This window comes from Grimontia sp. THUN1695, assembly GCF_059704325.2.
The window spans coordinates 2,425,159-2,440,698 of record NZ_AP046577.1 but is presented as its reverse complement, the minus strand read 5'-3'; the positions used below and the strand labels follow the sequence as shown (position 1 = coordinate 2,440,698).

Genomic DNA, 15,540 nt, shown 5'->3' with positions numbered 1-15,540 from the left:
TCCAAGATTTTAATGGGTGTTCCCAGGGCCGAGTTACCCAGGACCGAGAACCCCAATAAAGAATTTGCTTGGCGACCATAGCGTTATGGACCCACCTGACTCCATGCCGAACTCAGAAGTGAAACGTAACAGCGCCGATGGTAGTGTGGGGTCTCCCCATGTGAGAGTAGGACATCGCCAGGCGTCTAATTTAGGTTATTGTGTTTAATACACAGTAATCTGAGTGGAGCGGTAGTTCAGTTGGTTAGAATACCGGCCTGTCACGCCGGGGGTCGCGGGTTCGAGTCCCGTCCGCTCCGCCACTTATATTAAGAAGCCCTGCTAGAAATAGCAGGGCTTTCTTCCGTTTGTGATACCGAAAATTTTCTCGCTTGAAACCTTCAGTCTACATATTCGGTCGCAAGGTGAGTTATAGCGATATGGGGTTCATTTAAAGCTCCCCCTTTGTTCAATAACGGCATTTCTTATGGCCTGTTTTTGATGTTTACGACAGATCCCGCGACTTCCTTTTACTATCTGCGATACTCCCCGGCTAGACTGCTAAGATTGACATGATCCTTTTTCAGGCGGTGACACCATGAAGAAAAATCTTCTGTTGATCCTGTTTATTTGCATGTTTTTAATTGGCTTCTCTATGGCAGTGGCACAGGCTAATCCATGGGAAAAGGTACAGGAACCTTACCCTGGGGCTGAGAAGTCGATTGGCAGTTATGTCAATGGTTGTTTAAGCGGAGGAGAAGCGTTGCCACTGAAAGGTGAGGGGTATCAGGTGATTCGTCCGTCAAGGAATCGCTATTACGGTCATCCTGCTATGATTGCTTACCTCACCAAGCTTGCCAGAAAGACCAAGGGGTTTGGCTTGGATGATTTGATGATTGCTGACATCGCCATGCCCCGGGGTGGTAACTTCACCCAAGGCCATTCCAGCCACCAAACCGGGTTAGACGCTGACATATGGCTAAGTTTTGCACCGGAATCGCTGACGCGGGATTCGCTCGAAAGCCCGGTGGCGGTGAGCATGGTAGATTTACATAACTATGCATTGAAACGTGATAACTGGATGAAAGATCACGCTATCCTGTTTCAGGTCGCTGCGTCAGAACCTGAGGTGGCAAGGATTTTTGTCCATCCGGTGATTAAAGAAACCTTATGTGATATGGCATGGGAAGACAGGCGCTGGCTGCGTAAATTGCGCCCGTGGTGGGGACACCACTACCATATGCATGTCAGGTTGCAATGCCCTGAAGGGAGTGTGAACTGCATTCCGCAGAACGCGCCGCCTGTGGGGGATGGCTGTGGGGCAGAGCTTATCAGCTGGCGGCCAACACCGACAGACCAGCAGAAAACGGTAGCGGCGACAGCAAAGAGAAAGCGTGTGAAGATAAAGCCGGGCCAGTGTGACGTCGTATTAACCCAGTGATTTACGCCATCCAGAGACAAGAAAAGCGCCTGTCGGCGCTTCAGATTGCTGACTAACCCCGCTTTTTCAAGCGGGGTTTTCTTTTGTTAGCGGCCGAAGGCCGCGATCGCGCTATTTTTCCATATTGTTATGTTCAGGCTGCTTTTAGCCCATAGACGCTAAATTGCGTCACTATCTGGACTATTTGCCGTGTATTGAGCCCGATTTTTCGAAGATAAGCCTCCAGTAAGGCTATCTTCTTGATGTTTTGCGCTGCTGCCGCCAACCAGCATTGGATTTGTACTTTCAACAGACCACGGAACCTCGCATAGCGATGGCCATGATGTTGTTTGGCATCTGCGAAGCTTCGCTCCACCGTCTCTGCCCGTCGTCGGTACACTTTCTTTCCCCAGGCTGTCAGCCTCAAGGCATTGGCATTCTCTACCGATTTCTCGAACAGGTGCCGGGTTATCACCCGTTTGTGATTCTTGCTCTTGGTGCAATCATCGCGCAGCGGACAGGTTTTGCATATCTGTGGGTCAGAGTGATACTCGCGGTATGCCTGACGGTTGGTGGTCTTGTAAACCAGCTCCTGTCCCTGAGGACAGAGATAGCGGTCCGTCTCTTTGTCGTAATGAAAGTGCTTTTTCTTGATAGGATTCTTCGTACGGTGCGGCCGGCGGTATCCCATCACCGGCAGGATTTGGCGCTGCTCCAGTTCATGGCAGATAGTCGCGGTGAAGTAACCGGCATCAAGCCCGGCGGCAACAGGCGAGAGCGTAAAGCGCGCTAACGTGGTATCCAGACGGGCGATATACGGTTGGGCGTCATTCACATTGCCTGGCGTGACATGGGTGTCGAGGATGATGCCGTGTTTGCCGTCGACGGTGCGATGGTCAAGGTAGAAGAAGCCCTGTGGTTTTTGGTCCCGTGTCATGAACCCGCTGTCTGGGTCGGTGGTGCTGACTTTGGTGTTTTTCTCAATGTGACCATCTTTCGGTTTGAGTGGGCGTTTTCCTTCTGCTGCACGGTCAGCGTCAACCGCTTCATCTAACAGCTCGGCATAAGCACTGACGTTTTGTTTCACCAGTTCGTTACGGTATTTACGCTTGTTGGCATTGGCTTTCAGGTGAGTGCTGTCGGTAAACAAGACGCGTCCCTCGACCATACCTTTGCTCATCGCCTGTTCGACGATACGGATGAAGATGCGTTCGAACACGTCGGTATCATTGAAGCGACGGCGGCGATTCTGGCTCAAGGTGGACGCATCAATCACCTTTTCAGTGAGTGACATGCGAAGGAACCAGCGGTAAGCGACATTGACCTCGATGTCTTTGACGAGCTGGCGTTCACTTTTAACACCGAAGAGGAAGCCTAGGAGCAGGATTTTGAACAGGCGAACGGGGTCTATCGCAGGACGGCCATTGTTGTGGCAGTAGAGATGGGCGACTTCGTCGCGGATAAACTCAAAGTCGACGGCAGCATCGATTTTGCGAACAAGATGGTTTTTGGGAACCAACTGTTCGAGTGTCACCATCTCGAATTCATATTGCTGAGGGCCAGGGTCTTTAAGCATGTCACCACATCCATGATTGATTTGCTTATCCCTTATTAGATCAAAGCCCCAGCCAAATGGCCAGGGCTTTGTCAGCAGTCTGAAGCGCCTGTCGGCGCTTTTCTGTGTTAACCCAATGAGCGTTAAACCAACCCCTGGAGTTTGACGAATTTTTCCATCAGTTCATCATTGGTTTCCTGATGTTCAGGGTCAATGATGATGCAGTTGGTGATCGGGCACACCGACTGACAGGTGGGTTTTTCATAGTGACCCACACATTCCGTGCATTTGTCCGGATCAATTTCGTAGATCTCTGCGCCGAAGGTAATGGCTTCATTCGGACACTCAGGATCACACATGTCGCAGTTAATGCACTTCTCGGTGATCAGCAGAGCCATCGGTTATGCACTCGCTGTTTGAGGCACATTTGGGTTCCGTGTATTCGCACCATCAACCAGGTTTCGCATCAACAGGGCAAAGTCCAGATCCATGTCTTCCGGTACCGGAATGTACACGAAGTACCCATTGCCTTTGGCGTCGTCAATCGCTTCACCCTTGCGGTTTTCCATGGTCTCCAGCGTGAACACGACATTGCCTTTTGGTGTCATCAGCTCCAGTGAGTCGCCGACGATAAATTTGTTTTTCACCTCGACTTCTGCCATGCCATCACGGCGCTTACCGGTGAATTCACCTACAAATTGCTGGCTGTCAGATACTGAGTAGCCGTAGTCATAGTTTTGGTATTCACTGTGGGTATGGCGGCGCAGGAAGCCTTCGGTATAACCGCGGTGTGCCAGGCTTTCCAGCGTGGTCATCAGGGTTTCGTCGAACGGTTTGCCTGCAACCGCGTCATCAATCGCCTGACGGTAAACCTGCGCAGTACGTGCACAGTAATAGAAAGACTTGGTACGGCCTTCGATTTTCAGCGAGTGAACGCCCATTTTAGTCAGGCGGTCTACGTGTTGAATGGCACGTAAGTCTTTGGAGTTCATGATGTAAGTACCGTGCTCATCTTCGAAAGCGGCCATCAGCTCACCCGGACGGCGGCCTTCTTCCAGCAGCACGACTTCATCCGTCGGTGCACCTTCGCCGAGGGTTGGGGTCACTTCCTGAACCTGTACAATCTGGCCTGCCTCGTCTTCTTTTGCCTCATGGACTTTATAGTCCCAGCGGCAGGCATTAGTGCAGGTGCCTTGGTTCGGATCACGTTTGTTGATGTAACCAGACAGCAGGCAGCGGCCAGAGTAAGCCATACACAGTGCACCGTGAACGAATACTTCCAGCTCCATGTCAGGCACTTCCTGACGTATTTCCTCGATCTCTTCTAACGACAGCTCGCGGGACAGGATCACACGCTCAACGCCTTGGGTTTGCCAGAACTTCACTGTCGCCCAGTTCACCGCGTTCGCCTGTACAGACAGATGAATTGGCATGTGTGGGAACGCTTCACGAACCATCATGATCAGGCCTGGGTCAGACATGATCAGTGCGTCAGGGCCCATATCCACAACCGGTTTCAGGTCGCGGATAAAGGTTTTCAGCTTGGAGTTGTGCGGTTGGATGTTGCACACCACATAAAACTTCTTGCCAAGGGCATGCGCTTCGTTGATGCCGATTTGCAGGTTCTCGTGGTTGAACTCGTTGTTACGCACACGCAGGCTGTAACGTGGTTGGCCGGCATAAACCGCGTCAGCGCCATAGGCAAAGGCGTAGCGCATGTTTTTCAGGCTACCGGCCGGGGACAAAAGTTCTGGTACAAACATAGTCATTGCTTCTTTTCATCTGAGTGTAAGTCAGGCCGCATCAAAAAAGTGGTGCGGAGGAGCGGCGATTCTACTGCGATCTTGCTAGCATAGCCAGTTCCGTTCAAGAAACTAATTGCAGAAAAGATTGTCTCTTGGATGAGTCAATACGATATTCAAAATGATTGAATGAATTGACACCAGTTAGAGAAGATAGGTATGTTGGCTCGGTATTTTCCGACGTAACTATGGTGGTGAAACCCTGCGACTTTGAGATGTGGACTGATGTACGAAATTAAAACCAAGAGATTTAGTAACAAGCTGTCTAAATCGTTGCTTGGCCTGATGGGCTTGTCACTGGTGACGGTAGCAGTGTCAATTAACACGCTGCAAAAAGAGCCGATCCGAATTGTCCCTCTCAACCTGCCCGAGTCTGTTGTGCCTGACTTGATACAAGAGGATGTGGCGAAAGAATCCGGCGACCTCGATCTCCCCGCGTACGAATACGCCATTCAGACCGGTGATAATCTGAGCGAGATTTTCATGCGGCTTGGGTTACCCTATTCCGAGTTGCTTAAGCTGATGGAAGCGGATCTGAACCACCTCCGGATTGATACATTAAGGCCGGGCGATATTTTGCGCTTCTGGGTTGATCCAACGGGTAAACATCTAAAAAAGCTCGAACTGGAATTCAACATTGCTTCCAAAGTGCAATATGTTCAGCTTGATGACGGCAGTTACGAGTTTAACGAAATAGTGATTCCCGGCACGTGGGAAGAAGCGGTTGCAACGGGTGATATTCAGGGCAGTTTCTCTGTTTCCGCACGTCGTGCAGGCCTGAGTTACAACGACGTGCAGATGATTACCAATTTGCTGAAAGACAAGATGAATTTCTCGCGCGATCTTAGGGCTGGCGATAAATTCGAGGTCGTGCGTTCAGAGCAGTTTGTTGATGGGCAGGCCAGTGGGCAACGTGAAATCAAGGCGATTCGTATCGAGCGTCGTGGTGAGCCTATCACCGCATACCTGCACACTGATGGCAACTATTACGACAAAGACGGGCAGAGCCTGCAGCGTGCATTCCAGCGCTACCCGACCAACGGCAGGGAGCGCATCAGCTCGCAATTCAATCCTCGTCGCAAGCACCCAGTCACCGGGCGGGTGTCGCCGCACAACGGGGTAGATTTTGCAGTAAGGACAGGTACGCCCGTACTTTCAACAGGGGATGGCGTGGTAGTGATGGTACGCAACCACCCCTATGCGGGCAAATATGTAGTGATAGACCACGGTAACCAGTATAAAACCCGTTACTTGCACAACAGTAAAATTCTGGTGCGCAAAGGGCAACGTGTGACGCGTGGACAACGCATCGCCCTGTCTGGTCGCAGTGGGCGTGTTACCGGTCCGCATATTCATTACGAATTATTGATTCATGGCCGTGCTGTTGACCCGATGAAAGCCAAAATTCCGATGGCAACGTCAGTACCGCATGGGGAAATGACTGCGTTCAAAAAGTCGGTTGCCGAATACGATAAGAAGATGCTGCAAGCGCAATTCAGTTAGCGCGGACAGTGAAACCAGCAACGGGGCGCAATGCCCCGTCTCCGTTTCTGGTAAGAGAAAGGTGCTGTGCTTATTCGCCTTTGTCGATACCGCCCAGTTCCTCGTAAAGGTTTGGCAGGAAAGCGCCCAGCTCGCCACACATCAGCGACAGGTCTGCATCCAGACGCTGCGCGATATCTTCACGGTCGATGTCGGCATTCTGATCGCGAAGCTCTTCAGAAAACTTGATGCGCTTGATAGACATGTCATCACACAGCATCAGCTCGATGCGATCCTGCCAGTTCAGTGCCAGTTTGGTCACCAGCTTTTCTGCTTCGATGTGAGCGAGGATTTCATCGCTCGACAAATCCTGTTGCTTACAACGGATGACACCCCCCTGTTCCAGAATGGCTTTCAGTTCCGCCTCTTCACCAATGGTAAAGCCTTTTGGTGCATTGCCGGAGCGCACCCACTCGGTCATGGCCAGCTCAACCGGTTTGTGGGTTTCCACCGGCACCACAGGCAGACTGCCAAGGGATTTACGCAGTAGCGCCAGAATCTCTTCTGCTTTCTTTGCGCTGCCGGCGTCAATCAGTATCAGACCTGTTTTGGGCATGATCAGCGCATAGGTTTGGCTCATACGGCTGAATGCCCGTGGCAGCAAATCCATCACGATGTCATCTTTAATGCTGTCTTTTTCTTTTTTCTTCAGCGGACGGCCTTGTTCTTGTTCAAGCGCCTCCACTTTGGCGTTCAGTGAGTCTTTGATCACCGACGCAGGCAGCATTTTTTCTTCTTTGCGCGCACAGATAAGAATATTGCCATCGCTGACATGAGTCATCATGTCACCATGCTTGCCCAACGCAGTTGCCCAGCCAAACTTCTGCATGTCCTGGCTGCCACATGGCGTAAAGCGGAAGTCAGATAGCTGTTTTTCGATATGCTCTGGGTCGAGGTCAATATCTCGGGTGAGGCGGTAGGTAAAAATATTCTTGAACCAAATCATGGCGAGGCTTTATCCATCCGGTAATGAGAAAGGCCACATGGTATTGCATTCAGGAAGGATTGTCGCTCCAATGGCGGTAATATTTGTTCTCCACGTAACATGGTGAGTACGCATTCTGTGATTAAAATCATCCACACCTCCGACTGGCATCTGGGCCATCAACTGCATGGTTTTGACAGAGACCACGAACATCAGCAATTTCTCAACTGGCTGTCTGATTTGTTGATCACTGAACAGGTTGATGTGCTGTTGGTCTCTGGTGATGTCTTTGACACGGCCAACCCGCCGGCCTCAGCATGGCAAATGCTCTACCGTTTCCTGGCTGAGATGTCGAAGGCCCTGCCGGACTTGGATGTGATCATTGCCGGTGGAAACCATGACTCACCCAGCAAATTGGATGCGCCCCATGATTTGCTGAAAGCCTTTGATCTGCACATGGTAGGAGGCATACGTCGTCACAATGACGGTAGCCTGGATACTGATCGCATGCTGGTGTCGGTTTCCGGGAAAGATGGCAGCAAAGCCATCGTTATGGCAGTGCCGTTTTTGCGCAGTGCCGATTTGCGTACCCAGCATCTGGATGAGGTGGATGATCGTTTGATTGCCGGTGTGGAAGACGTCTACCGGGAAATGCTGGAAGCGGCGGAGAAACAGTGCCATGGCGGTGAAGCCCTTATTGCCATGGGGCACCTTTACATGGCATCCGGCCAGTTGTCTGAAATGTCTGAGCGCCGAGTGTTGGGTGGCAACCAGCACGCGCTGCCTGCATCAATTTTTGATGACAAAATTGATTATGTGGCACTGGGACACCTGCATCTGGCGCAGAAAGTGGCCGGACAAGAACGTATTCGCTATTGCGGCTCGCCCATCCCCCTGTCGATATCTGAGCGTGACTATAAGCACCAGGTATTGGGCATTGAACTGGCCGACGGAAAGCTTGCTAGTGTCACCCCCCACTATGTGCCGCGCGCTGTCGATATTCTCCGAAAGCCGTCCAAGCCTCAGCCGCTGGATGTGGTGCTTCAGGAGCTAAAAGACTGGCAACCGGACACGTTGCCGCGTGAGTCCCGGCCGCTGGTGGAGGTGCCGGTGCTGATGGATGCACCACAACCTATGCTTCGTGAAAAAATCCACGCGGTACTGGAAGGCAAGCCGGTACGCTTGGCACGCATTGCGCCGCATTATACCCAACAAAGCCAGGCTGAACACTTTGCGACCAAACGTCTTGATGATGTCTCGCCGGAACAGGTATTCCAGTATGGTTGGGAACAAAAATTTGACGGAGCGCCGCCCCAGGAAATCTGCGACGCATTCCACGCATTGCTCACTATGGTTGAAGAACAAGAAGAGGGTCAGGCATGAAAATCTTGGCGCTTCGTGGCGAGAATCTCGCCAGCATCCAACATCCTTTCGAGATTGATTTCGTCAACAGCCGACTGGGTGAGGCCGGGCTTTTTGCTATCACAGGTAAAACCGGTGCCGGGAAATCCACTTTGCTGGATGCGATTTGCCTGGCGCTGTATGACCGTATGCCACGCCTTCAGGCCAACAAGAAAAATGACGCAGAGATAGGTCTGGGTGATGAATCCACCAGACTTAAAGCCAATGATGTACGCAGCATCCTGTCACGGGGTAAAGCAGAAGGCTATGCTGAAGTGGACTTCAAGGCCAACGATGGTTCCTGCTGGCGTGCACACTGGCATGTCCGTCGGGCACGGGGCAAGGCAGATGGCCGTGTCCAGGCTTCTGAGCAATGGCTGGAAAACCTTGAAAATGGCCAGCGGTTTTCGGGCAAAAAACAGGAAGTGCTGGGCGAAATTGAACGTTTGGTTGGGTTGAGCTATGAACAATTCCGCCGCGCTGTGATGTTACCACAAGGGGACTTTGCCGCATTTCTGAAAGCCAGCATCGATGAACGGGCTTCGTTGTTGGAACGCATGACTGGCGGGGAAATCTACAGCCGGCTGTCTGTCGCCGCCTACGAAAAATCCAAAGCTGAGAAAAATGCCTTGGAGACCCTGCAGGAGAAACTGGGGGGGATCTGTATCCTGCCCGAAGAAGAAAAAACCGAGTTGCGAGAAAAGCTGGAGGCAGAGAAAGCGTCACTGGAAAGTGTGCTGGCACAGCTGGATACCCTGAAAATCCATCGCCAGACCCTGGCATCACACACTGAACTGGAAAAGGCCCTGGCCGCAGCAATCGCCCAGTGTGAGGATGCAGAAAACGCGTTGGAAGAGGCTGCGCCACGGCGTGATGAGCTCAGCATGGTCGAAAAAGTGCAGCCTGCCCATGCCGATTTTACCCAACTTCAGCACACTCGGCTGTCGTTGACGCAACTAAAAAACAACATTGAATCGCGGACAGCAGCGTTGCAAACCCTAACCGGGGAGATTATCACGGCGACGGATGCACTGACAGCATCGCAAAATATCCTGGGCACAGCACAGGCCCAGTGGGCGGATGCAGAGCCAAAACTGCGCCGCGCGGCAGAGATGGACACAGAACACCGTGCCATCAAACAGCAACTGGACGACATGCAGGGTCAACTGCAAGAGCGTGATGGAAAGATAAACAAGGCGCGCGCTGAGTTTGAGCAAAAACGGCGAGCTCACTATCAGCTGGAAGAGCAAATTGCGGCACTGAAACACGAACTGGCCCAATTCGGGGATTTTTCGGGGATTGCAGAGCAGTACCAACCTGTGCTGGATAACCTTGAGCAATACCTGGTTGCAAACCGGCAATATGCCGAAGCGGATGCGGAAATCCAGAAACTGCAACATTTCCAGCAACAGGTAGAACAGGACCTTGCCGACATTGTCCGTCAGCAGGAAAGTCTGGGTAAAGATCGTGAGCAGCTGGAAATGCAACTCAATGACGCGGATACCGAGGCTTTGGAAATGGCGCAAAAAGAAGATTATGCCCGTTATGAACAGCTTCAGCAGCGCCATGAGCATTTCCGCAAACTGCAATATGCCAGCAATGAATGGTTGAACCTTCTGGAACACAAAGCGCGTCTGATCCAGGAAAAAAACAGCCTGACGTCGGTCATTGAAAGTGCCACCAAACAGCTGTCGGACATTGAGCCAGCGTTCAACACCCGGGTGACCCAATATGAAGAGGCAGAGCGGGCCTTAAACCAGAGCATGGCGGTAGTGAGCCTCGCGGAGTACCGCAGCCAGTTGGAAGAAGATCAGCCCTGTCCATTATGTGGTTCAGGGCATCACCCTTACCGGGAGCATAACCCGGTGGTTGAAGGTGTGCTGGTTAGCCAACGCCAGAGACTGCAGGCGTTGCAGTCTGAACTTCGCCAACTGGAAAGTGAACGCCATTATTTCCACCAGCAGCGCCAGCAAGCGCAGCAACAAATGCCACACTGGGAGCAACAATGGCAGGATTTGGACTACCATGTGCAACGCCAGAAAGCCCTACTGGCGCCGCTTATGGAAGAAGCGGGTGAGGTCACTGAGTTTTTGGAACATGATGATCCAAATGCATTTGGATCATGGGTAGACGAAAGCCATCAAAAGGCCAAAGAAAACTATCAGGAAATGGAAAACCTTTATCACACGCTGGAAAACCGTCGCCAGCGTCTGGGGTATGTGCAGCGGTGGCAACAACAGCTTATGCAGTTGGGGCAACGTGAAAACCAATTGCAAACCCATGCCCATCAGGTTGCCCAACAGAAAACGCAAAGTGATGAGCGAATCAAGGCGCTGCAGGAGCGCTTAGTGGCTGCGAAAGAAAGCATCCGTTCGCGTCATAACGCGCTGGACGATTTGTATGGAGACAGCTCCTGGCTGAATATGCTGCAGCACTATGGCGCAGAGCGTTATATCCGTGAAATGCAACAACGTATCAAGCACTACCTGTCACTTCGTGAAAAGTTGCAGGAGTGCGAAAAACAGCTTACACCTCTGGTGCCGGACATGGCGGCCCTTGAGCAGGCGTTGAAGACATTACAGCTTCACCAAAATGAAGCCATTGACGCTTACCACACTCTGGCTAAGAAAGCGCAGCAGCAATACAAAGCGCGGATGGAAGTGCTGGATGTCGACGATCTGGCGGGGTATGAAGCGTCACTGAAATCGGCGTTGGAAACAGCCCGTAGCAGGGAAAAAGAGTGTGAAGCCGTCCTGTCGTCACTGACCGAAAAGCGGGCTGCTGACAGGGCGGCGCTGGAAGCCGCAGAGGCGCAGCGTAAAGACACTGACAAACAACACCGCGAGGTAGTGCACCGTTGGCTGAAATGGCAACAGACATTCGACCTGACTGAGTCTGCTCTGATCCAATTACTGGCCAAAGATGCGAACTGGGTAACCAGCGAGCGAGCTGCCCTGAAAGCCTTGGATGATGCCATGCAAGTTGCCAACACCCTGCGCGATGAGCGGGAGGGGCGCTTACGTGAGAGTCAGGAGGCTGTCTATCAAGCGGTGACGTGGTTAACGGAGCGTGGCGCTGACGATGATGAAAAGGCCACGGCATTGAAAAATGCGCTGGATGCGCAGAAAACGGAAATTGAAGAATCGGTGTTTTTGGTCAGGCGTACATTGGAGGCCTCTGAGCAGGCTGAAGTACAGGCAGGCGAACTCAGATCCCAGCTTGAAAAACAGCAGCAACACGCAGAAATGTGGATGAAAATTGCCGATTTGATTGGCTCTGCTTCCGGCAATAAATTCCGTAACCTGGCGCAGTCGCTCACCTTGCAGCAATTGGTGTTGGAAGCCAATGTCCACCTGCAAGAACTGGCGCCGCGCTATGCGCTGCAAACTGTGCCATCCAGCCCACTTTCCCTGCAGGTGGTGGACCATGACATGGGCGATGAAGTGCGCAGTGTTGAGTCACTCTCCGGTGGGGAAAGTTTTCTGGTTTCGCTGGCATTGGCACTGGCGCTCGCATCGCTGGCCGCAGATACGCGGCAGTTAGGTTCGCTGTTTATTGATGAGGGCTTCGGTACCCTGGATCCGGACAGTCTCGAAATGGCGCTCGCCTGCCTTGATACCCTGCAGGCTGATGGCAGACAGATTGGTGTGATATCACATGTTGGCACATTGGTGGAAAGGATTGGCACACAGGTGGCTGTTGAAGCGCTGGGCGGCGGTGTCAGCCGGGTACAGGTGCGGGGCTGAATGAATGATAGTCAGAAAATGCCTTTTTTATTGGGCGTTTAGTGGCTGTGTTTTCGTTCATCTCTCACGGAAGGTCACAAAACTGTCATAATAGAATCACATAATGACACCCAAGAAATACACATAAACCTCTAACTGGGTATGGAAAAATGGTAAGACGGATACTTGTTGTCGAAGATGAAGCACCGATTCGCGAGATGCTGTGCTTCGTACTGGAACAAAAAGGTTATCAGGCCGTAGAAGCAGAAGATTATGACAGTGCTCTGGAAAAAATCTGCGAGCCTTACCCTGAACTGATCCTGATGGACTGGATGCTGCCAGGTGGCTCGGGGATCAACCTGATCAAACATCTTAAACGTGATGAACTGACTCGCCAGATCCCGATCGTGATGCTCACAGCGCGTGGTGAGGAAGAGGATAAAGTACGCGGTCTGGAAGTGGGCGCAGATGACTACATCACCAAGCCGTTTTCGCCCAAAGAGTTGATGGCACGATTGAAGGCTGTGATGCGCCGTGTATCACCTACTTCGCTGGACGATGTGATTGATGTGCAGGGCCTCAAGCTTGATCCTGTTTCACATCGCGTCACGTCCAACGATAAGCCGCTGGAGATGGGGCCAACCGAGTTTAAAATGTTGCACTTTTTTATGACCCATCAAGAGCGAGTTTACAGTCGCGAACAGCTTCTTAATAACGTATGGGGCACCAACGTTTATGTGGAAGATCGTACTGTTGATGTGCATATTCGTCGTTTAAGAAAAGCGCTTGAAGAGCACGGGCACGACAAGCTGGTACAAACCGTGCGTGGTGCTGGCTACCGCTTCTCAACGCGCATCTGATAACACATTGTTCATCTGTCGCCCGAAGGCCACCGGGCGATATCGTGGAGACATAAATGGTCGAAAGACTGACATGGAAAAAGCTGGCTCTGGAGCTGGCTTTTTTTTATCTACCCTGGTTTCTTATTGGCGGTTTTTTTGGCGGCCTTCCCTGGCTGTTGCTGCTGGCAACGGTGTTGGTGTTGTTGTGGAACTTCTATCACCAGCTCAAACTGTCTGACTGGCTGTGGAAAGAGCGCAGTCTGATACCGCCAACCGGCTCTGGGAGCTGGACGCCGCTGTTTAATGGCATTTATCGCTTACAAAAACGTAACCGCCGTCGGCGTAAAGAGTTGACGAATTTGATCCGCCGTTTCCGCAATGGCGCTGAATCTTTGCCGGATGCCGTGGTCGTGTTTGAGCATGATGGCTCGATTGTCTGGTGCAACAAGCTGGCACAGGAGCTGCTCGGTTTCCGCATGCCAGATGATGCCGGCCAGTACATTGCCAACCTTATCCGTACCCCGGAATTTATTGAGTACCTGGGGCGCGCAGAGCTTGGTGAACCGTTTGAGATGCGCTCCACGCTGCATGCCTCGAAAACCCTGGAGTTCCGTACCATGCCTTATGCGGAAGGGGAATACCTGATGGTGGTGCGTGATATCACCCAGTTGAAACAACTGGAAGGCATGCGCCGTAACTTCTTTGCCAACGTCTCCCATGAGCTTCGCACCCCGATGACGGTGCTGCGTGGTTATCTGGAAATGTCAGAAGATCCGGACATGCTGGCGGGGCCAATGTGGAATAAAGCCCATGGCGTGATGACAGAGCAGTTAACCCGCATGGAGAGCCTGGTGGAACAACTTCTGACGCTGTCTAAGATAGAAGCGAGTGTGAAAATCGCCCTTGATCAGAAAGTCGATGTGCCGGCGATGCTGGATGTGCTGGAAAAAGAAGCGCGGACATTAAGTGGCGATAAGGCGCATGACTTTGAATTTGATATCGACCATTCCCTGAAGGTGCTGGGGGATGAAGACCAGCTTCGCAGTGCAATTTCCAACCTGGTGTATAACGCGGTGAAGCACACCCCGGCTAGCGCGAAAATCAAGGTTCGCTGGTTCAAGTCCCGAAAGGGGCCCCGGTTAGAAGTGATTGACAGTGGTGAGGGTATTGCGCCGCAACATATCGACAGGCTGACAGAGCGTTTTTATCGGGTGGATAAAGCGCGTTCACGTGAAACCGGCGGTAGCGGTTTAGGGCTTGCGATAGTGAAGCATGCGCTGAATCATCACGAATCTGAACTTGAAATTAACAGTAAGGTTGGCGAGGGCAGTACGTTTTCATTTACGCTCCCGGAGCGCCTGGCATGCTGAAATGGGCTTTGATCTTAATTGGATTGTTATGGATGGTGTCGCCTTCGCTAGCTGAAGATCACCTGCCTGCGTATCACCGCATAGAAAATGTATCCGGCAATCTCTCGACCGTCGGATCAGATACCCTTGCCAATCTGGTAACCCAGTGGGGTAGTCTGTTTAAACAGTATTACCCCAGTGTCAACGTGCAAATCCAAACATCAGGCTCATCAACCGCTGTGCCTGCATTGATCGAAGCCACGACGCAGTTTGGTACCATGAGCAGGGAGATGCACCCGCGCGAGATTGAACTGTTCGAACGTAGGTATGGCTATCCCCCGACAGCCATCAAAGTGGCCATTGATGCGATGGCGATTTTTGTCCACCAGGACAATCCCATTGATGTGCTGAATATGAGGCAAGTAGATGCGTTGTTTTCCCAAACGTTGCGGTGTGGCGCCAATGCGCGTATCGAAAAGTGGGGGCAGCTTGGTCTGCCGGGCAGCTGGAAAAAACGGAACATTCAACTTTTTGGCCGCAATTCAGTATCAGGTACCTACGGCTTTTTTAAAGATCAGGCGCTGTGTGACGGTGACTTCCGGCCAGATGTGAATGAGCAGCCGGGTTCTGCTTCTGTGGTGCAATCTGTCAGCACGTCGCTGAATGCCATTGGTTATGCAGGCATTGGCTACCGCACGGCTGGCGCGAAAATGTTGCCGCTGGACGTAGATGGCGAGCGGGTTTACGCCACTACCGGAAATGTGATCTCTGGGCGTTATCCGTTATCCCGCTATCTCTATGTCTATATCAACAAAGTGCCGGGCAAGCCCTTGCCGCGCATGGAGGCTGAATTTATAAGGATGATCCTCTCAAGACAGGGGCAAGCTTTGGTGGGGGCTGAAGGATTTGTTCCCTTGCCAAAAAAACTGATTGAACAGCAGCTTAACGATCTTGACCTGTAACCATATAAACACGGCTTCCTTGCTCTGTCACCTTGACC

General features: G+C 51.9%; 11 protein-coding genes, 1 tRNA gene and 1 rRNA gene. 9 read left to right on the top strand and 4 right to left on the bottom strand.

Annotated features, from left to right (window positions below; genetic code table 11):
• Positions 1-67: 67 nt before the first annotated feature.
• The 3 genes from rrf to mepA all read left to right on the top strand — a co-directional run bounded on the left by rrf (position 68) and on the right by mepA (position 1,420).
• Positions 68-183 (top strand): 5S ribosomal RNA (gene rrf, locus AC6IB1_RS14555).
• Positions 184-225: 42 nt separating this feature from the next.
• Positions 226-302, top strand: a tRNA-Asp gene (locus tag AC6IB1_RS14550).
• Between the two features lie 275 nt (positions 303-577).
• Entirely contained in the window at positions 578-1,420 is an 843-nt protein-coding gene (gene mepA, locus AC6IB1_RS14545) for a penicillin-insensitive murein endopeptidase (RefSeq protein ID WP_497567246.1), read from the top strand.
• Positions 1,421-1,553: 133 nt separating this feature from the next.
• Here mepA and AC6IB1_RS14540 read toward each other — a convergent pair whose 3' ends face one another.
• From AC6IB1_RS14540 to trhP, 3 genes are all read right to left on the bottom strand, one after another.
• The gene (locus AC6IB1_RS14540; protein WP_497567121.1) at positions 1,554-2,975 is read right to left on the bottom strand and encodes an IS1182 family transposase; all 1,422 of its coding nucleotides are present in this window, start codon (positions 2,973-2,975) and stop codon (positions 1,554-1,556) included.
• Positions 2,976-3,097: 122 nt separating this feature from the next.
• A complete protein-coding gene (locus tag AC6IB1_RS14535; protein WP_497567245.1) occupies positions 3,098-3,352 on the bottom strand; it encodes a YfhL family 4Fe-4S dicluster ferredoxin in 255 nt (84 codons plus the stop codon).
• Between the two features lie 3 nt (positions 3,353-3,355).
• The gene (trhP, locus tag AC6IB1_RS14530) at positions 3,356-4,717 is read right to left on the bottom strand and encodes a prephenate-dependent tRNA uridine(34) hydroxylase TrhP (protein ID WP_497569149.1); all 1,362 of its coding nucleotides are present in this window, start codon (positions 4,715-4,717) and stop codon (positions 3,356-3,358) included.
• A gap of 264 nt (positions 4,718-4,981) precedes the next feature.
• On the opposite strand from trhP, the gene AC6IB1_RS14525 reads away from it, so the two are divergent.
• Positions 4,982-6,259: a peptidoglycan DD-metalloendopeptidase family protein gene (locus tag AC6IB1_RS14525; RefSeq protein WP_497567244.1), complete on the top strand. Its 1,278-nt coding sequence runs from the start codon at positions 4,982-4,984 to the stop codon at positions 6,257-6,259.
• Between the two features lie 70 nt (positions 6,260-6,329).
• On the opposite strand, the gene rdgC is transcribed toward AC6IB1_RS14525, so the two are convergent.
• Complete coding sequence (gene rdgC / locus AC6IB1_RS14520; protein ID WP_497569148.1) at positions 6,330-7,241, bottom strand: recombination-associated protein RdgC; 912 nt, start codon at positions 7,239-7,241, stop codon at positions 6,330-6,332.
• 120 nt (positions 7,242-7,361) lie between these two features.
• Between rdgC and AC6IB1_RS14515 the strand changes: the two genes are divergently transcribed.
• The 5 genes from AC6IB1_RS14515 (at position 7,362) to AC6IB1_RS14495 (ending at position 15,502) form a co-directional block, all read left to right on the top strand.
• Positions 7,362-8,606, top strand: a complete 1,245-nt coding sequence (locus AC6IB1_RS14515) for an exonuclease SbcCD subunit D C-terminal domain-containing protein (protein WP_503693035.1) — start codon at positions 7,362-7,364, stop codon at positions 8,604-8,606.
• On the top strand, positions 8,603-12,370 hold the full coding sequence (locus tag AC6IB1_RS14510) for an AAA family ATPase (protein WP_497567243.1): 3,768 nt from the start codon (positions 8,603-8,605) through the stop codon (positions 12,368-12,370). The genes AC6IB1_RS14515 and AC6IB1_RS14510 overlap by 4 nt, the downstream gene beginning before the upstream one ends.
• Before the next feature lie 149 nt (positions 12,371-12,519).
• On the top strand, positions 12,520-13,209 hold the full coding sequence (phoB, locus tag AC6IB1_RS14505) for a phosphate regulon transcriptional regulator PhoB (protein WP_005507064.1): 690 nt from the start codon (positions 12,520-12,522) through the stop codon (positions 13,207-13,209).
• A gap of 56 nt (positions 13,210-13,265) precedes the next feature.
• Positions 13,266-14,561: a phosphate regulon sensor histidine kinase PhoR gene (phoR, locus tag AC6IB1_RS14500; protein ID WP_005507061.1), complete on the top strand. Its 1,296-nt coding sequence runs from the start codon at positions 13,266-13,268 to the stop codon at positions 14,559-14,561.
• A complete protein-coding gene (locus tag AC6IB1_RS14495) occupies positions 14,555-15,502 on the top strand; it encodes a PstS family phosphate ABC transporter substrate-binding protein (protein ID WP_497567242.1) in 948 nt (315 codons plus the stop codon). Before phoR ends, AC6IB1_RS14495 begins: the two co-directional genes overlap by 7 nt.
• Positions 15,503-15,540 lie beyond the last annotated feature (38 nt).